Below are 19606 nucleotides of genomic sequence, written 5' to 3'. Positions count from 1 at the left end.
CGCTTATAATCATAGGACTTTGGCTTCGAGCCGTAGAGCCGTGCCACCGCAGCCGCGGACGGTGGTTACTAATGCTGCTCCTGATAACCGTGGCACGGCTCTACGGCTCGAAGCCAAAGTCCTAAATCAATGAATTAATAACATGGCAATCAAGAGCCAGAATGAAGTTAAGCCAGGGCACATCGACCGACGCCAGTTATTGAAGTATGGTCTCCACGGCGCAACGCTGAGCGCCTTAGGCACAACCTTGCCTTTAGAGTCGCAGGCGGGTGCTGCATCGTTCATCAAACAGCCTGCGAAAAATGGGAAGATTGTGGTTGTGGGTGCGGGTGCGTTTGGTGGCTGGACGGCTTTGCATTTAGTGCGAAAAGGGTATAAAGTAACGCTCGTTGATCAATTCGGACCGGGTAACAACCAGTCAAGTTCGGGTGGAGAAACCCGCTTGATTCGGGCCTATTACAGTGACCCCATATACGTGGAGATGGCGATGCGCGCCATCAAGCTCTGGAAGGAAAACGAGCCTCGCATGGGGCAGAAGCTTCTGCATCAGAATGGATTGCTACTGTTCAATTATCCATCCAGTAAAGCCGAGTCGGAGGCCGCTGTCGCCATCTATAAAAAGGCTGGCCTGCCTCTCGAGAAAGTAAGCCTTGATGATGCCGTCAAACGATGGCCGCAACTAGGAACAGAAGGGCTGGATCATGTTATGTATGATCCAACAGCGGGTTATCTGGACGCCCGCAAGGGATGCCAGGCAGTGTGTGATTTGTTTGTCAAAGAAGGCGGCACGTTTCTACAACAGCAGGTAAAACATGAATCCATTAAAGGCGGCAAAGCAACGTCGGTGACCCTTGCCAATGGGAATGTGCTGGAAGCCGATCAGTTCCTGTTTGCCTGTGGGCCGTGGTTGACGCGTCTTTTTCCGGAACTGACGAAGAAACTCGCCGTGACCCGAGCGTTAGTTTTCTTTTTTGCAAGCCCGGCGGGTCAATCCGACCTTATGGAAAATAAACTGCCGACCTGGATGGATCGGGATATGACCGGCCCATTCCGCTCCTTTGGCGTGCCGGGAAGTGATTTTCGCGGGTTCAAACTGGGATTAACACCACCAGACAATAACGTTACGGATCGATTTGATACCTACAATCGCTCTATAAAACCGGAAGAACTGGATATGGCATTAAACGTAATTACCAGACGGTTCCCCAAAATAGTTGGCCAGCCCCTAATCGAGCAACGTGTTTGCCAGTATACCAGCACACCCGACACCGATTTTATTCTGGATACACATCCAGAAGCCAATAACCTGTGGGTAATGGGGGGCGATTCTGGCCACGGTTACAAACAGGGGGCTTCGTTTGGCGAAATAGCCGCCAATACCGTTTCCGGAGAGAGGGAGAAATTAGAAAAGTTTGGCCTGAAACGATTGATCGGATAGCTAGTACTTTTTCATAGCCTTTACCAGTTTACGACTAATCAGGTCATATCCTTTATCGGATGGGTGCAGGCCATCATACGTTCTGTCTATCGCGTCAACCGGATACGGATACTCGTCCTTTTCAGGATCAAAGGGAACATCGATGAATTTGGGATACGGATAATTGGTGTAAACACCCGTCTGCGGATTTTTTAGCCGCTTGTACTTAACAAGCTTTTTTAACTTTAATCCATTCAGGTGATACAGGTCAACGACCTCAAATTTTTCGTGACGACCAATGGTGTCGATGGCATTGGCAATGGATTCGAGATATTGCCCGTTTTTGGCTTTATAGGACCCAAAAGCGTTGTTTTTCATGTTTGCCAGATAGACAAAATCCACCCGTTGCATGGGGGTGATCAACAGGATATGCGCTTGCGGATTAAGACTGCGTAGTTTGTCGATAATAATCCGGAACGAGCCATACACCGTCGTGTTTCCCGTATTTCGTTGATAGTCGTCAAAACGACCCAGGGGTCGGCCAGCCCACCAATCGTTGGTACCCAGAAAGACCGAATAAATATCAGCTTTTGTCAAGCCTAACTTCTCAATTTCCTGTGCAATCCGAATAGCAGTCCAGCCATTGTGGCCTTGATTGGTGTAATGAATGTAAGGGAGTTGTTCTGTAACTCGGGTCATGTAGCCTTTCGTAATCCGATTCCCGGTTTCGTCCCGATGCTCATTTAAATACGTGATCGAATCACCTATTGCAACCCAGGTAAGTTCTTTGGGCTTAAAGGAGCTGATTAGACCAATCAGCGCAATGAATATTATCCAATTTCTCATGTCGATTTGATTGCATTTGGCATGGCCATGCCAATAATCCGTTTTTATCTGATTCCTCCTACAAAAAGATGGGTTAATAAACCATTTACTATAGGTTTTGCTAATCTTACTTGCCAACGGTTAAACCGACTAGTATGCTAGAATAGATAAAGTTGGGCTAAGTCAATTCTCTGTCAGGCTTTTACCAAATTCTTTTCAAAAATCCCCACTCTTTGTTACCTGTTGCCCGCGCAGTTTGCCTATTTTTACAGAGGAACGGAATCCCGTAAATCAGGGAAATCGACAAATATCGGCCGCATCGGCGGTCTGATCAGACTATGCAATTCTCTCATCTCCACTGCCATACTCAATACTCGCTGCTCGATGGGCAGGCCGACATTAAAAAGCTGATTAAGAAAGCTAAAAATGACAACATGCCTGCCGTTGCCATCACCGACCACGGCAATATGTTTGGCGTGTTTGAGTTTGTGGCCGAAGCCAGCAAGCAGGGTATCAAACCCATTGTTGGCTGTGAATTCTATGTGGTAGAGGATCACACCATCAAACAGTTTACGAAAGAAAAGAAAGACATTCGATACCACCAGCTTCTGCTTGCCAAAAATGCGCAGGGCTATAAAAATCTGGCAAAGCTCTGCTCACTAGGCTACATTGAAGGGCTCTACGGCAAATATCCCCGCGTTACGAAAGCGCTCATCGATCAGTACAAAGAGGGATTGATTGCTTCTACCTGCTGCATCGGCGCATCGGTGCCGAAAACCATCCTGAAAAAAGGCGAGGAGGCCGGTGAAATAGAGTTTAAATGGTGGCTTGACCGCTTCGGTGAAGACTATTATGTCGAATTACAACGGCATGAAATTCCGGATCAAATCAAGGTCAACGAAGTGCTGGTGCGGTTCGCCCGGAAATATAATGTCAAAATCATTGCCTCGAACGATTCACATTACGTCGATCAGGACGACTGGGTAGCGCATGACATTCTGTTATGTGTGAATACCAACGAAAAGCAAAGTACGCCGTCGATGAAGGAATTCAGTGACGACGAGGTAATGCCCAAAAATACCCGCTTTGCCTTCTTCAGCGACCAGTTCTATTTTAAGAACACGCAGGAGATGACGACGCTGTTTAAAGATCTGCCCGAAGCGATCGATAACACCAACGAGATTGTTGGGAAGGTAGAAACCCTGAAGTTGAAGCGTGACATCATGCTACCCAACTTCCCGATTCCACAGGAGTTTCAGCAGCATACCGACGATGTGCTGAACCAGTGGGAATACCTGCGTCACCTGACCTATACAGGAGCCAAAGAACGCTACGTTGATATACTTCCGCATATTCAGGAACGCCTTGACTTTGAGTTGTTTACGATCAAGACAATGGGCTTCGCGGGGTACTTCCTGATCGTATCTGACTTCATTAAAGCCGGGCGTGATCTGGGCGTGATGATCGGGCCGGGTCGTGGGTCGGCAGCTGGGAGTGCGGTGGCTTATTGCACAGGTATCACCAATATCGACCCCATTAAATACGACCTGCTGTTCGAGCGGTTCCTGAACCCCGACCGGAAGTCGATGCCCGATATCGATACGGACTTCGATGACGAAGGCCGTCAGAAGGTGATTGATTATGTCGTGCAGAAATACGGCAAGCAACAGGTTGCCCAGATCGTCACCTATGGCACAATGGCGTCTAAGTCGTCGATCAAAGACGTTGCTCGTGTCATGGATCTGCCCCTTCAGGATGCCAACGCGGTTGTGAAGCTTGTACCCGACAAGCCGACCTACAATATGACGCTCAAGCGCATTTTTGAGGACCCGATTGACGGGCCGGGCGGCTTAGCGAGCGTTATTCAGCCCGAAGAGGTCGATAATGTGAAGCGAATGCGTGCGCTCGAATCAGGTGACAAGAGTGCGGCTCAGGCTATGCGGATCGTCGACTATGAAAAGGTATCGGCTGTACTTAAACAAGCCCGAAAACTTGAAGGTACGGTTCGTAACACGGGCCTGCACGCGGCTGGAATCATCATCGCGCCTAGTGATTTATCGGACATCGTACCGGTGTCAACCTCGAAGGATACGAACCTCATTATTACCCAATATGAAGGTAAAGTCATTGAGGATGCGGGGGTTATCAAGATGGACTTTCTGGGTCTGCGCAACCTGACGATCATTAAGGAATGCCTTCGGCTCATCAAGCAAAATCATGGCGGTTTTTTCATTAATGGCGTGGAAACCGGCATTGATGATATTCCCTTGGATGACGAAGAAACGTACAAACTCTTCCAGCGGGGCGAAACCAATGCCGTGTTTCAGTTTGAATCCGACGGCATGAAAAAGCACATGAAGGATCTGAAGCCTGACCGCTTTGGCGACCTCATTGCCATGAACGCCCTTTACCGACCGGGGCCGATTGCCTATATCCCGAACTACATCAACCGCAAACATGGGCGCGAAGAAGTTAAGTACGATATGCCAGAAATGGAGGAGTATCTGGCTGATACATATGGCATTACGGTTTATCAGGAGCAATTGATGCTGCTCTCGCAGAAGCTCGGAAACTTCACCAAAGGTGATGCCGACGTACTGCGGAAGGCGATGGGGAAGAAAGACAAAGCCACGCTCGACAAGATGAAAGGGAAGTTTATGGATGGCTGTACGGCCAATAATCTACCCCTGAAAGTCTGTGAAAAGGTCTGGACCGACTGGGAAGCCTTTGCCTCCTACGCGTTCAACAAATCGCACTCGACCTGTTATGCGTTTGTCGCCTATCAGACGGCCTATCTTAAAGCTCACTACCGGGCCGAATACATGGCTGCGGTGTTAACAAGCTGCCTGGGCACAATCGACAAGATCACATTCTTCATGGAAGAATGTAAAAATATCAACATTCCGGTTCTTGGTCCTGACGTAAATGAGTCCGAGCGGTTTTTCGGGGTAAACCAAAAGGGCGAGATTCGATTCGGGCTGGGTGGTATCAAAGGCGCGGGCGACGCGGCCGTAGAAGCCATCATTGAGGAGCGCAAAGCGGGCGGACCATTTAAAGATATTTTCGACTTTGCGATTCGGGTCAACCTTCGAACCGTGAACAAGAAAACGTGGGAATCTCTGGCTTACGCTGGTGCTTTCGACAGTATCGACGAATACCACCGCGCGCAATATTTTGAGATGGCAGATGGCGACACTTCCCCATTTCTTGATAAAATTATACGCTACGCCAACAACTACCACGCCGAGAAAGCGGCCGCTCAACAGTCGCTGTTTGGCGCCATGATGAATGGCGAACCAATGCTAGCCCGACCCAAAGCGCCAACTGTTACGGAATGGAATCAGATCGAAAAGCTGAAATTTGAGAAAGACGTTGTTGGTTTTTACATCACTGGCCACCCACTCGATGAGTTTAAGCTCGAAATGGAGGGGTTCTGTAACTGTACGCTGGGCAATATTTTCGAGACAAAACAACCTGAAATTAAAGTTGGAGGCATTGTATCGGCTGTACAAATGCGCATAACGAAAAGCGGCAATCCGTTCTGTATCTTTAAAATAGAAGATTATAACACGTCCCTTGAAATGGCCCTTTTCGGTGATGACTACGTCCGGCTGGTGCAATACATTGAGGTTGGGCGTTTCCTGCACATTACGGGTAAGACCCAGAATAAATGGGGCTCTGAGCAGTTAGAATTTAAGCCGGTAAGCATCCGGTTGCTGAACGATATGCGCGAAAAGTTCTGCAAGGAACTGCGTGTATCCTTAACGATCGACTCATTGAATGCGCAGGTTGTCGCCAAAATAAATGAGCTTGTCAATGCGCATCCCGGCACTTGTACGCTCTCGCTCAACGTAGTTGATCACGCCGAACGGATCGAGGTCAGTTTGCAGTCGCGTACGCTGAAGGTCTCACCGGCTAACTCGCTGCTCCGATCGCTGGAAGCCATGGAGGGCGTAACCTGTAAGGTGGCGTAGAGGTCAGGGGCAGTTTGTCTTATTCAATACGTATTCATAGCCGCGTGTGGGTTGTTTGAGCACCCATACGCCCTGTTTTTTAACTCGCTCACCTTCATGCCAGGTAATGGCATCAGCTTTGAGATGTAGATCGAGTGTGTAGCGTTGAACGACGCCTTCGCCCGAACGATCCCAATTGACCTCGATCTGATTCCCCTTAATCGTTCCCTGAATAGGCCCGCGTGCCCGATCTTTTTCATAGGGATTAATGTCCAGATAGCCAGTGGCCTTCGTTCCATTCATAATTAACTGAATTGTTGTCGTATCGCGTTTTAGTATCTGTTGAAAACAGAGGGTGTCAGCGGCTACTGCTGTTTCAGCGGAAGAAGTACTTGCTGATTCCTGCGAAGAACGGTCCTGACATCCGAAAAATAGGCCTGTTGAGATAATAAGCAAGGCAATACGCATGGTACGTCAACTAATTTGGACGATTGAGTTTTCTGAATAACGGTGAATATTCCTGATGGTTTATAGGGTAAGAGTGATATAGTAGAAAAAATGATTTAGTTGCGCCATATGAGAGCCCTTAAGCCTACTTTTTGCTTAGTAGACGAAGGGAAATTATAAATTGCTTATTCGTTTAACGCCTGATAAATATTTAAGAACAAAGTCGATAATTAGTCGTTTTTTTGCAGGACGGGCTAAACAATGGTGCCCTGATCCTTTTTTGTACACCAACTCCCAATCAATCATGACTAGTAATCAATACCCGCTCTCCAGGCGAAAGTGGGGTCTGTTATCTGCACTGTTCGTTGCGCTGATTTTTACGTTCTCTGCCTGTAAAAAAAATGATGATAACACACCAACCGTCCCAACGATTTATGATTTAATTAATAATGGCAATGGGACCACGAATCAGTTTACGCTATTCAAAAAAGCCATTACCCGTGCCAATTTGGCTGGTGCTTTGAGACAACCAGGTGCCTACACTGTTTTTGCACCAACTGATGCTGCCTTTAAGTTATTAGGTCCTGCTTACGCCGATACAGTAGCCATTAATAATATTCCTATACTGCAGTTAACAGCAGTTCTTCAGTACCACATACTCAGCACAAAGACGGAGTCTGCGGCTATACCAACGGCACTGCTAACACCCGTTCCCACGCTTGGTGGCTCATCGTTGTATCTATCAAAAGTAGTCTCAACATCGGGGACCTCCAGCAGTATATCTGCCAATGGCGCACGAATCGTTCTGGCAGATCAACAAGCCAGTAACGGTGTAGTGCACGTCATTGATCGGGTATTGGTTCCACCGATTCTGGGCGATCTGGTTGGTACTATTCAGGCTATACCAGGATTATTCCCAACCGTATCATTTACGTTCCTACAGGCGGCTGTAGCCAGAGTAGGGGCGGCTAGTTCCTTAACTGGTACTACACCATTAACTGTATTTGCGCCAACCGATGCCGCCTTTACCGCTGCTATACCCACTATTAAAACAGTAGCAGACATAAATGCGCTACCAGTAGCTACATTAGGCCAGATTCTTCAGTACCATATTGTACCGGGCCGAGTGTTTACACCGCTGATTTCCAGTGGATCAAGTTTGACAACTGCCCAGACCGGTACAATTACTTATACTGCCAGTACAACGGCTATAACCGTAACCGGTAAAGGAAATGGTGGTACGGCATCGAATATTATATTTCCTGACATTCCGGCAACCAATGGCGTAATCAATGTCGTCGATCGATTGTTGCTGCCTCAGTAGATAAGTTAGTATCCTTTTCTTCCTGCACAAGCCGAGCTCATATCAGAGCTCGGCTTGTGCGTTTTTGGCGTTTTAGAGCTGTTTGGGAGGAATCAAAACCCTGCACCAACTGTTTTGTTTATAAGGATAACGCATCAAATTGTTAAGCCGAAATCGCGGGATTGTCCGTAAGACTTTCGACCTTTGGCACCTTGACTTGTGACCTGTATCGAATGGCTAAACCACAAAAAAAACTCTTTCTGTTAGACGCGCTGGCTCTGATCTATCGCGCTCATTTTGCCTTTAATAAATCGCCCCGTATTTCATCGCGGGGCGTGAATACGTCAGCGATCTTTGGGTTCATGAATGCCATGATCGAGGTATTGACCAAGGAAAAACCCACCCACATTGGTGTCGCATTCGATTCATCGAAGAAAACGTTTCGGCACGAACAGTTTCCGATGTATAAGGCCACCCGGCAGTCGCAGCCCGAAGACATCAGTGTGGCTACACCGTATATCAAGCAGATTGTTGAGGCCATGCATATTCCGATCCTGATTCTGGATGGTTACGAGGCCGACGATATAATTGGGACTATCGCCAAAAAAGCGGCTCTGGCTGATTTTGAGGTCTATATGATGACTCCCGATAAGGATTATGGGCAATTGGTTGAAGAGCATGTGCATATCTATAAACCTGCGTTCATGGGAAAGCCTGCCGAAAAACTGGGCGTAAACGAGGTTCTGGAGCGTTGGCAGATTGAGCGCATCGATCAGGTAACAGATATGCTTGGCCTTATGGGCGACTCGGTCGATAACATTCCGGGAATTCCGGGAGTTGGCGAAAAAACAGCACAGAAACTCATTGCTGACTTCGGTTCAGTCGAAAATCTGATTGCCAATGCCGACCAGCTAAAAGGTAAACTTAAAGAAAACGTTGTCAATTTCGCCGATCAGGGCCTCCTGTCAAAGCAATTGGCAACCATCCATCTGGATGTACCGGTTACCTTCGATGAAGAGCATCTGCGCCATACAGAATACGATAAACCCCGGCTGGCCGCCCTGCTGGACGAACTGGAGTTCCGGCAGATGAAAACCCGCTTACTGGGCGGTAATTACGACGAAAAACCACTCCCCGAGGCCTTCAAAAATACGGCACCAGCCCAAATGAATCTGTTCGATTCACCCGGTGGGGACAGTCCTGCGTTTCTGCCTTTCCCCAATATGGGAGCCCTGAAACCATCAGGTGCTGGTGATTTGCCGTTTGATTTTGGCTCTGGTACTGTTGCGCCTACACCAACGGGAAAACCGAAAGAGAAACGGACCAGCGTTAAAGCGCCCGCTGCTTCTGCGTCGGCTGCAACGCCGGATGTCGTAACCGATTCAGCCACGATTGAAGGTGGTGAAAATAGTACATCTGAGCAGGACCAACCCGCTTATCTTGATGTATATCCCGACTATGAGATCGACGAGGTACAGCCTGAGCGCCGGAGGAATATATTGTCAGTAAAGCACGATTATCGCCTGGTCGATACCGCCGAACTACGGGCCAGCTTGGTGCATTATCTGAGCCTTCAGGAAAGCATCTGTTTTGACTCCGAAACGACTGCAATCGATCCGGTGGAGGCTGATCTGGTTGGTCTATCCTTTGCCTATCGCACCGGCGAAGCGTTTTATGTGCCCGTTCCGGAAGGTCGTGACGAGGCTCAGGCCGTGGTCGATCAGTTTAAGCCGGTATTCGAAAATCCGAATATTGGCAAGATCGGGCAGAATCTGAAGTATGATCTGTTGATGCTTAAAAAATACGGTGTCGAAGTGCAGGGCAAGTTGTTCGATACGATGATTGCCCATTACCTCATCGAGCCGGAGATGCGCCATAACATGGATATGATGGCGATGACGTATCTGAACTACCAGCCCGTTGAGATTGAAGAGCTGATCGGCAAGAAAGGTAAAGGCCAGTTGACGATGCGGGAAGTCGATGTGCAGAAAGTGGTCGACTATGCAAGTGAGGATGCCGATATCACCCTTCAGCTAAAAGAAGCCTTTGCACCCCGACTTGAAAAGGATAGTCTCTATAAGCTCTTCGACCAGGTCGAAATGCCGCTTGTTCAGGTACTGACTGACCTTGAATTGGAAGGCGTTACGATCGACACCAACGCTCTGGCTGAATTGTCAGCGACGCTTGAAGTAGACATGCGGCAAGTGCAGCAGGAGATCTTCGACATTGCGGGCGAGTCATTCAATATCGGTTCGCCGAAGCAACTGGGTGAAATTTTGTTCGATAAACTCAAGCTCGATAAGAACGCCAAAAAGACCAAAACCGGCCAATATGCTACCGGCGAGGAGATTCTGTCGAAACTGGAAGCCGAGCATGAAATTGCCCGCAAGATTCTGGATTACCGCGAATTGATCAAACTCAAAAACACGTACGTTGATGTGCTGCCGTTGCTGATCAGTAAACGTACCGGGCGGATTCATACGTCGTTTAATCAGGCTGTTGCATCGACCGGGCGCTTGTCGTCTGTTAATCCTAATTTACAGAATATACCGATCCGGACACCACGCGGGCAGGAAATTCGAAAAGCCTTTGTGCCGCGCGGGCCGGAGTTTGTGATTATGTCGGCCGATTATTCGCAGATCGAATTGCGGATCATGGCGGCCTTCAGTGGCGATCAGACCATGCTGGATGCCTTCAACAACGACGTAGATATTCATACCCAAACGGCCAGTAAAGTCTTTCACGTGCCGATCAGTGAGGTGACGACCGAGATGCGCCGGAAAGCCAAGACCATCAACTTTGGAATTATCTATGGTATTTCGGCCTTTGGGCTGAGCCAGCGCTTAAAAATTCCGCGCAAAGAAGCGGCTCAAATCATTGATGAGTACTTTGCCGAATTTCCGGCTGTAAAATCTTATATGGACCAGAGTGTCGAAAAAGCACGGGGGTTTGGCTATGCCGAAACTATTCTGGGCCGCCGTCGGTATCTGCGCGACATCAACTCACGGAACCAGACTGACCGGATGTTTGCTGAGCGGAATGCGGTCAACGCGCCGATCCAGGGCAGTGCGGCCGATATGCTCAAGATTGCCATGATTCGTATTCATGAATTCATGCAGGCCGAGCGGTTAAAGTCGAAAATGATTCTGACCGTTCATGATGAACTGGTGTTCGATGCGCACCGTGACGAAATCGACCTGCTGCGTGATCGTGTTGCCGACATCATGAGAAATGCGATTCCAATGGCTGTGAAAATGGAAACCGGAATTGGCATTGGTGAAAACTGGTTACTGGCTCACTAACCTGTTTTATGCTATAAGCAACTTTTTTGTGTGTTGGTTAAGCGACACAACCAAACAGGTAATCATACAAAATCCCCAGCCTGACGCAGGCTGGGGATTTTGTTATTACACCACTTCTGATCACGAATTTTCTTCGGGAATGCGAGATAAATGACAAATATTACATACGTTCAGTGTGTTTATATAGAGATTAGGAATTGAATAATACGAAGATTGTACTTTAATGCGTCTATATAGTTTAAAGGATTCTGTCGCTTGTTATTTATCATGGACAGCCATTGTATACCACGCAAAGTAGCCTTATGGGATTGGTCTTATTTAGATAATTTTGCCATCTGGGGCTAAATGAAGGTGCTGCACTTTAGGTAAATAAATACTAACCCTGTTTTATAATCCATTCAATTGCACCTGCTGGCTAATAAATTAGATCATTTGTAGAACTGGGAACGTTTTTGTACTTTTTTTATTTGCCTGAAAGAGTAGTCTTCGCTTTGTGGAGGCTACGGTGCGTTTTAGAGGTAAAACGCACGAGCTGTCAGAAAAAAGTAGCTGCAAATGAAAAAGAGTTTATTGCCTCTCGCCATCGGAGGCTTCGGCATTGGAATGACCGAATTTGTCATGATGGGCATTCTGCCTGATATTGCGAGTGCACTACGCATCTCGATTCCCGTTGCTGGTCATTTAATCTCGGCTTATGCACTTGGTGTCGTGTTAGGCGCTCCGTTGCTGGTTGGGATTGCCGGAAATTATCCCCCTAAAAAGATTCTACTCGGCCTGATGGCCATCTTTACCTTTTGTAATATCCTGTCGGCATTTGCACCCAATTATGAAACCATGATGATAACCCGGTTGTTATCGGGGCTGCCTCATGGTGCGTTCTTCGGGGTTGGTGCCGTAGTGGCGAGCCGATTAGCGGGTAAGGGCAAAGAAGCACAGGCCATTTCGATGATGTTTGCCGGGCTTACCATTGCCAATATTATTGGTGTGCCGCTGGGCACCTACATTGGTCATACCATGAGCTGGCGCATAACATTTGTGGTTATTGCGGCTGTTGGGCTGATCACCATGTTCTGCATCCAGAAACTGCTTCCAGTTATGCCGGTCGTAGGCGAATCCAATCTTCGCAAAGACCTTAAACTGTTCACCCATGTAGAACCCTGGCTGATTCTGGGCATTACGGCAATTGGTACAGGCGGACTATTTGCCTGGTTCAGTTATATTGCTCCCTTATTGACCGAAGTTGCTCATTTTAGCAGCGACCAGATCACCTGGATTCTGGTCCTGGCCGGTTTAGGGATGGCTGTGGGTAACCTGATCGCCGGGCGTATGGCTGACTTTATTTCGCCCATCAAGGCTACGGCCTTATTCCTGTTGCTGATGGTTATCTGTCTGTTGCTTGTCTATGCGGTTGCGCCTTTTAAGGTGCCGCTGCTGATCATGACCTTCATTACGGGAGCCATTGCTTTCTCGTTGGGTGCACCGATTCAGATTCTGATGATCCGCGCTTCCAATGGGTCAGAAATGCTGGCCTCATCGGTTAGTCAGGCGGGTTTCAATATCGGTAACGCGTTGGGCGCTTATCTCGGCGGTATACCAATTGCAGCCGGTTTAGGCTATTCATCTCCTCAATTGGTAGGAGCGATGCTGGCCTTTACCGGGTTTGTGCTGGCTATGATGGCCTACTTCCGGCAGAAGAGTGTCGTTAATTATGAATTAGCGCCCGGCAACTAGGAACTGACCGATCTAACAAATTTTTCATACGTGTATTCGCGGATTCTGTACCTTAACACAGAATCCGCTTTTTTGTGTTTAACCACGTCACTATATGAGCTTTTTAGGCATTTTTGCCGTCCTGGCAATCATTATCATTTATTTGTCCATCGTTATCGTGCAACAGGGTACGGTGGCTGTTGTAACAATTTTCGGGAAATATGCCCGTGTTCTGGGGCCGGGTCTGAATTTTAAAATTCCATTTATTGAGGTTATTTACCGACGTATTTCTATTCAGAATCGCTCCGTCGAACTGGCTTTCCAGGCAATCACGGCCGATCAGGCAAACGTGAATTTTAAAGCAATGCTGGTCTATTCGGTACTGAATCAGGGCGAAGAAACCATCAAAAATGTTGCCTTCAAATTTATCGATGAAGCTTCATTTATGCAGGCGTTGATTCGAACCATCGAAGGATCGATCCGTAGCTTTGTCGCCACCAAACGCCAGTCAGAAATTCTGGCACTACGTTCTGAAATCATCGAACACGTTAAGGCTCAGCTCGATACGCTTCTTGAAAGCTGGGGTTACCACCTCACTGATCTGCAATTGAATGACATTGCCTTCGATGAGGTAATTATGCGGTCGATGGCGCAGGTAGTGGCTTCCTCCAATTTAAGAGCAGCTGCCGAAAACGAAGGCCAGGCCTTGCTTATTACAAAAACGAAAGCCGCTGAAGCTGAAGGGAATGCCATCAAAATCTCGGCTGAGGCCGAAAAAACAGCTTCTCAGTTGCGCGGTCAGGGTGTTGCCCTGTTCCGGGAAGAAGTAGCGAAGGGGATGGCCGAATCGGCTAAGGTCATGACCGAGGCTAATCTGGATGCATCACTGATTCTATTCTCAATCTGGACCGAGGCAATCAAGCATTTTGCCGAAAATGGCAATGGTAACGTCATTTTTCTGGATGGGTCAACTGAAGGCATGGACAAAACCATGAAACAGTTACTGGCTGTCGAGAAAATGAATAGCGGTAGCGGAACAGGCCGGATTATAACCCCACCAGAAGAATTAAAAAAGTAGCCGTGCACTGAAAAAGCAATAAAATTGGCTGATTGTCGGGAACGTTGAGCCTTTCGTTTGTTCATCTAACAAACCCCTGTTCACCGAGTATGACAAACCTGCTTTTTCCTACCGATTTTTCGATAACTTCTGCTTCAGCCCTCAACTGGGCACGGCTATTTGCTCACAAAACTGGTGCAACCATAACGCTGCTGCATGTCAATCAGCCTATGATTCCTGATTCGACCCTGCCAACGATGGGTGAACCTGGTCTGGGGGTGCTGGCTGCACAGGAAGTGGAACAGATTAGCCAACAGCGATTACAGCAACTCGAAACCGATTTAAAACTGGAAGGACTATCGGTGCGAACAGAATGGCGGATCGGCTTAGTCGATGACGAAATACTGGATGTCGCCAAAGAAATTTTGGCCGATCTGATTGTGATGGGTCGAAGCGATTTAAGCACATTTTTCGATCGGCTGGCGGGTAGTGCCGCAACCGACGTCGCCGACGAAGCCATTTGTCCGGTGTTAATTGTGCCGATTCCGCCCGAAGGAGAACCTGTTCGACCGGCTCAGGTACGAACAATTGCCTACGCCATGCAGTCGAAAACCACGCAAAGTACAGTATCTGAACAAACAGACTCGCTGATCAAGGCCTTTGATGCACAGCTTTCGGTTTTAACGGACGATCAACTCGATAACGCACATACTGACCTGATCGTCATGCAGCTATATCCGCAGTCGGGTTTTCTGGATAACCTGCTCCATCCGAATCATACCGCGCGTCTGATCGAAAAATCGACAGTACCCGTACTCATCTATCATAAGTAGGCATTCTTCGGTTTGCGGTTTGCAGTTCTCTGAAGACTGCTTACTGCAAACTGAGTGTCATGAAGTAGAGATCAAGACCCGGAGCCCAGACATTAGGCACGGTATACTGAAGCTGAAAACCTGATTTCTCGAAAAATTGGTACGCGACCTGAGAGGTTCGGCATTCGACAAGCTGACTACCTGATCGCTGGCGAATAAGCCTAAGGTTATGCGCTAATAAGGCTGTCCCAATTCCTAAACCCTTCGCATCCGGATCGGTAAGAATCCAGCAAATCCGGCTAACCTGTCCATCCGAGGTTATATAGTGGCCACAGGCACCAACCACTTGCCCGTCGTGGTCGGCCACGAAATAAGGATCCGTATTTGTTCGGAGAAATTCGGCGTACTCATCCAGTTCATTTACACCAAATGCTGTTGGTATGTTCTTGCGGAACGCAGTTAGCAATTGGTCGGTATCGGTGCTTTTAAAAGTACGGATCAACATTAGTGTACTACAACGATGTCGTTTAGTCAGTTTTGCAGGTTATGCAAATTTACCTAATGTTACTGTTCGCATGATTTACTCTGGAACGTTTATTGCTGATAATAACTCAGATATGGCCATGTTTACGTATTATTGGTCGCAAATTCAGCATTGTAAATGCGTCTGGTCTTCTTCCTCTTTATTCTTATTCCGTTTACTCTGTTTGCCCAGCCTAAAGGCTGGCAGGAGCTTACCATTTCGAATGGTCTGTCGCAGGGAATGATCTTCGATCTGAAACAGGATCAGAAAGGGTTTCTGTGGATAGCCACTAAAGACGGGCTCAATCGCTACGACGGACATAATTTCAAGGCGTTCACTCATGACCCTTATAATGACTATAGTATTTCCGACAACGCCTGTTCGGCTTTATTACTGGATAGACACGGACGGCTTTGGATTGGTACACTAAACAAAGGTCTTAATCTCTACGATGACCGTACCCAGCGATTTTACCACATTACGCTCGGTGATCAATCGCCAACAAAGGCCAACAATTATGAAATTCAATTGCTTGACGAAGATCCCGAAGGTAATATCTGGGTAAGCACTTCTGTAGGAGGGTCGTTCAAAATCCAGTTACCAGCATCGCTTCAGCATGGTTTCCCCGATCAGGCCAACTTTACAAAGCAAATCCAGCTAATTTCCCTTCGCCTGAGTAGCGACCAGATCAATCAACCCCACTTTCATTTCAGTTTTAAAGCCAATGGACAGGGAATAACCGGTGTGGATAATGGCGTGTATGCGTTTAATTGGCGTAAACCTGCTTCATTCTCGAAACTTAATCTGTTTGTCGGCGAGACGCCAACCATTTTTGAGATTTATGAAGATCCCATTCAGGATTTTCTGTTTGTCAGCACCAGCCAGCAAATCAAATGCTGGCATCGGGGCCATTCAAAAACGATTACGTTACCCAACTCGTCCTCCTATGGCGTACGTATCAAACCTATAGATAAAAACACCCTGGCCATCACAACGGTCAGTCACTTGTGGCTATTGTCAGCTTCGCAACTGTTCGCGAAAGATAGCCTGACTATTGGCGATTCGTTTGTGGAGTTTCCCCCGAATTTGTTCGCGATTACTACTGTCCTCCAGGATAGGACGGGTAATATCTGGGCAGGAACCAGTGGCTACGGTCTCCGAAAATTTAATCCTCGCGTAAAACAGTTTCATTCATACCTGCCCAAGACATCCCTGTCGCAGCTGTTTGTCGATCGGCAGGGACGGACGTATGCCCGCTATCAATTCGCCTATGGACAGCTGGATCGGTCAACGGATCGGCTGTTGCCGTTTTTAGATGAGCGCCTTCCGGAGGCCGACAGACGGCAGCGCAATATCATGCAGGATCGACAGGGCATTTTCTGGGTGTCTAATACGCATTTTAAAACCCACGAACATCACCTGTTCAAATTCTCCAGTACGTGGCAACTGCTCAAAAAATATCCGCTGCCTGCCGGAATAGAATTCGGTTTTTGGGTCAATCAAACACTCGAAGACCCATCCGGAAACCTTTGGATCGGAGCCATGAAAGGGAAGTTGCTGCGATTTAATCCACAGACAGAAACGTTTCAGGTATTCAGCTACCTGGCTCAGAATGAAACGGAAACCTACGCCCTGTTGCGGGAGCCCGACGGATCATTCTGGATCGGTACGCAGCAGGGGCTCATTAAAGCCGACCATCTGCTAACAAAACCGACGTATGTATATTATAGAAACTCGACCACGAATCGGCAGAGTTTAAGCAATGACTTTGTATCCAGCCTGGCCAATGATCCCAGCGACCCTGCCCGCTATTTATGGGTGGGTACGAAAGGAGGGGGGCTTGAGCGACTCGATAAGAAGACCGGGCAATTCGAACACTTTACCGAAGTGCAGGGGTTGCCTAATAAAGTGATCTACGGAATTTTAACAGATTCATTTGGCCATCTCTGGCTAAGCACCAACCGGGGGTTATCGCAGTTCAACCCCAGAACAAAACAGTTCCGTAACTATACCCAGAAAGACGGGCTTCAGGACGATGAATTTAATACGGGCTCCTTTTTCAAAACCGCGTCGGGCGAATTACTGTTTGGTGGTGTCAATGGCCTGAACAGTTTTCGACCCTCCGAACTCGCAGGAGCAAGCCAATCAATACCCAATGTGAATATTATTGGGCTGAAGGTAAATAATAAATCCGTTGAGGCCGGAGGATCGGATGACCTGCTGACGCAGGGAATAGAATATGCCCGGCAACTCGACCTGTCGCATGACCAAAACCTGCTTACGTTCGAGTTCGGGCTGATGGATTACACCAATTCTGACAACAATCGGTATCGCTACCGGCTGGAGGGAATCGACAACGATTGGGTGGAGGCTGGAACGAATCGCTTTGCCAATTACGCTCAGCTACCTGGCGGCAAGTACGTGCTGGCGGTGATGGGTTCGGCGGATGGCGAAGTCTGGAGCAAACCCGTTGAACTCCTGATTCGAATTCATCCGCCATTCTATCGAACCTGGTGGGCTTATTTACTGTATGCGATAATAATTGCGATGGTGGGCTGGCAACTCTACCGGTTCCAGACCCAGCGACTATTACTTGAGCAGCAGGTTGTTTTTGAGCAGAAAGAAGCCAGTCGATTGTCGGAGCTGGATGCGCTCAAAACGCAGTTTTTTACCAACATATCCCACGAGTTTCGAACTCCGCTCACGTTGATTCTGGGCCCATTGAGTAATCGAAAAAACAAACTACTCAATGAGCCCGAATTGTCGATGATGGAGCGAAACGGTCATCGGCTGATGACCCTGATCAATCAACTGCTGGATTTGAGCAAACTGGAAGCTCACGAATTGACTGCCGAATCGGAGCCAGGTGACATTGCATCCTTTTTTCGGATTATGGCCAGTTCATTCAGTTCGCTGGCCGATAGCCGTTCCATTCAATTCAGTTTTGCCCAGAGCCGATCCACTTACTGGGTGAATTTTGACCGGGATAAGCTGGAAAAAATTGTGACGAACCTGCTCTCCAACGCCTTTAAATTTACCCCCAATGGGCATACGGTACGCATGGACGTTACGTATCAGAATGAAGGTAAAGCGGGTTTTGTGACGCTACGGATTGAAGATACGGGTATTGGCATCGACTCGGCCAATCTGCCCAAAATCTTTGATCGGTTTTATCAGGTCGATAGTAAGTACAACCGGAACTATGAAGGAACAGGAATCGGCCTGGCGTTGGTCAATGAGTTGGTGAAGGTTCTACAGGGCTCGATCTCGGTAACCAGCACCGAAAGCATGGGAACAACATTTACAGTTCGTTTACCATTGGTGGTACTGGATGAATCAGAACATGCCCCACCTGTTACGACCCCACCCACGGCTAATCTATCCCAACGGGTGCCTGGACCGACAGCATCTGGCACTCCAATACCAACTCTGGTCCAGGAACAGGCGCTGGCTCCTGAAAATGTGTTACTGATCATCGACGATAATGCGGATATAAGGACCTATATACGGCATATTTTTGAGGCAGATTTTCAGGTGATCGAAGCCGAAGATGGACAGGATGGGCTGGAAAAAGCAACGGCCGTAACGCCCACAATTGTTATCTGCGACCTGATGATGCCTCGACTGGATGGATTCGGCTTTTGCCGGATACTGAAAAGCCAGGAAGCTACCAGCCACATTCCGGTGGTGATGCTGACGGCTAAAGCTACCCTCGAAGATCGCCTGGAAGGTTTTGAACTGGGGGCCGACGATTACCTGACGAAGCCCTTCAATGCCGACGAGATCCGGGTACGCGTTCGTAACCTGCTCGATAAACAGGAGCGGTTACGGCACTATTTTAGTCATAACCTCATCCTTTCGAAAACTCCGCCGATCCCTATCCGCTCGCAGGAAGAAACGTTCCTTCAAAAGGTCCGTGAAATAATCGACCGCCATCTGGACGACAGTAGCTTCGGCGTTGACCAATTGAGTCAGCATATGCACCTGAGTTCGTCACAACTACTCCGTAAACTCAAGGCATTGACCAGTCTGACCACCGTAGAATTTTTGCGGCAGTATCGGCTGGAGCGAGCTGCCGTTTTGCTGGCAGAACGGTCAGGGACCGTCTCTGATGTTGCCTATCAGGTAGGGTTCGAGAGCCTGCCCTATTTTACGAAGGTGTTTCAGGAACAGTTTGGCGTACTTCCTTCTGAGTATACTACATAGTGCGTATCAGCGCCCGAAACGACCAAAAATGCCCAATAGAGGCCTTTTTTT

Annotated in this window: 11 protein-coding genes; 8 read left to right on the top strand and 3 right to left on the bottom strand. The window is 48.1% G+C overall.

Annotated features, from left to right (window positions below):
* Nucleotides 1–142 precede the first annotated feature (142 nt).
* Nucleotides 143–1438 (top strand): FAD-dependent oxidoreductase, encoded by a 1296-nt coding sequence (locus tag G8759_RS27355; protein WP_167215608.1) that lies wholly within the window; start codon nt 143–145, stop codon nt 1436–1438.
* Here the strand turns inward: G8759_RS27355 and G8759_RS27350 are convergent, their stop codons facing one another.
* Entirely contained in the window at nt 1439–2263 is an 825-nt protein-coding gene (locus G8759_RS27350; RefSeq protein WP_167215605.1) for an SGNH/GDSL hydrolase family protein, read from the bottom strand. It abuts the gene before it with no gap.
* Between the two features lie 317 nt (nt 2264–2580).
* Here G8759_RS27350 and dnaE point away from each other — a divergent pair, with 317 nt between their 5' ends.
* Nucleotides 2581–6216, top strand: coding sequence for a DNA polymerase III subunit alpha (dnaE, locus tag G8759_RS27345; protein WP_167215602.1), 3636 nt, complete (start codon nt 2581–2583; stop codon nt 6214–6216).
* A 3-nt stretch (nt 6217–6219) separates the two neighbouring features.
* Here the strand turns inward: dnaE and G8759_RS27340 are convergent, their stop codons facing one another.
* Nucleotides 6220–6663, bottom strand: coding sequence for a hypothetical protein (locus G8759_RS27340; RefSeq protein ID WP_167215599.1), 444 nt, complete (start codon nt 6661–6663; stop codon nt 6220–6222).
* Between the two features lie 283 nt (nt 6664–6946).
* Between G8759_RS27340 and G8759_RS27335 the strand changes: the two genes are divergently transcribed.
* The 5 genes from G8759_RS27335 to G8759_RS27315 all read left to right on the top strand — a co-directional run bounded on the left by G8759_RS27335 (nt 6947) and on the right by G8759_RS27315 (nt 14847).
* A complete protein-coding gene (locus G8759_RS27335) occupies nt 6947–7966 on the top strand; it encodes a fasciclin domain-containing protein (RefSeq protein ID WP_167215596.1) in 1020 nt (339 codons plus the stop codon).
* Nucleotides 7967–8178: 212 nt separating this feature from the next.
* Nucleotides 8179–11247 (top strand): DNA polymerase I, encoded by a 3069-nt coding sequence (gene polA, locus G8759_RS27330; RefSeq protein WP_167215593.1) that lies wholly within the window; start codon nt 8179–8181, stop codon nt 11245–11247.
* Nucleotides 11248–11802: 555 nt separating this feature from the next.
* Nucleotides 11803–12978 (top strand): MFS transporter, encoded by a 1176-nt coding sequence (locus G8759_RS27325; RefSeq protein WP_167215590.1) that lies wholly within the window; start codon nt 11803–11805, stop codon nt 12976–12978.
* A 94-nt stretch (nt 12979–13072) separates the two neighbouring features.
* Nucleotides 13073–14035 (top strand): SPFH domain-containing protein, encoded by a 963-nt coding sequence (locus G8759_RS27320; RefSeq protein ID WP_162391078.1) that lies wholly within the window; start codon nt 13073–13075, stop codon nt 14033–14035.
* Nucleotides 14036–14124: 89 nt separating this feature from the next.
* Nucleotides 14125–14847: a universal stress protein gene (locus tag G8759_RS27315; RefSeq protein ID WP_167215586.1), complete on the top strand. Its 723-nt coding sequence runs from the start codon at nt 14125–14127 to the stop codon at nt 14845–14847.
* 40 nt (nt 14848–14887) lie between these two features.
* Here G8759_RS27315 and G8759_RS27310 read toward each other — a convergent pair whose 3' ends face one another.
* Nucleotides 14888–15331, bottom strand: a complete 444-nt coding sequence (locus G8759_RS27310; RefSeq protein WP_167215583.1) for a GNAT family N-acetyltransferase — start codon at nt 15329–15331, stop codon at nt 14888–14890.
* Nucleotides 15332–15487: 156 nt separating this feature from the next.
* On the opposite strand from G8759_RS27310, the gene G8759_RS27305 reads away from it, so the two are divergent.
* Entirely contained in the window at nt 15488–19555 is a 4068-nt protein-coding gene (locus G8759_RS27305; RefSeq protein ID WP_167215580.1) for a hybrid sensor histidine kinase/response regulator transcription factor, read from the top strand.
* Nucleotides 19556–19606: the final 51 nt, after the last annotated feature.

The sequence above is a fragment of the Spirosoma aureum genome, from assembly GCF_011604685.1.
In the GTDB taxonomy this organism is placed as follows: domain Bacteria; phylum Bacteroidota; class Bacteroidia; order Cytophagales; family Spirosomataceae; genus Spirosoma; species Spirosoma aureum.
The sequence above is the reverse complement of the archived record's forward strand: the minus strand, read 5'-3'. Positions and strand labels throughout refer to the sequence as shown.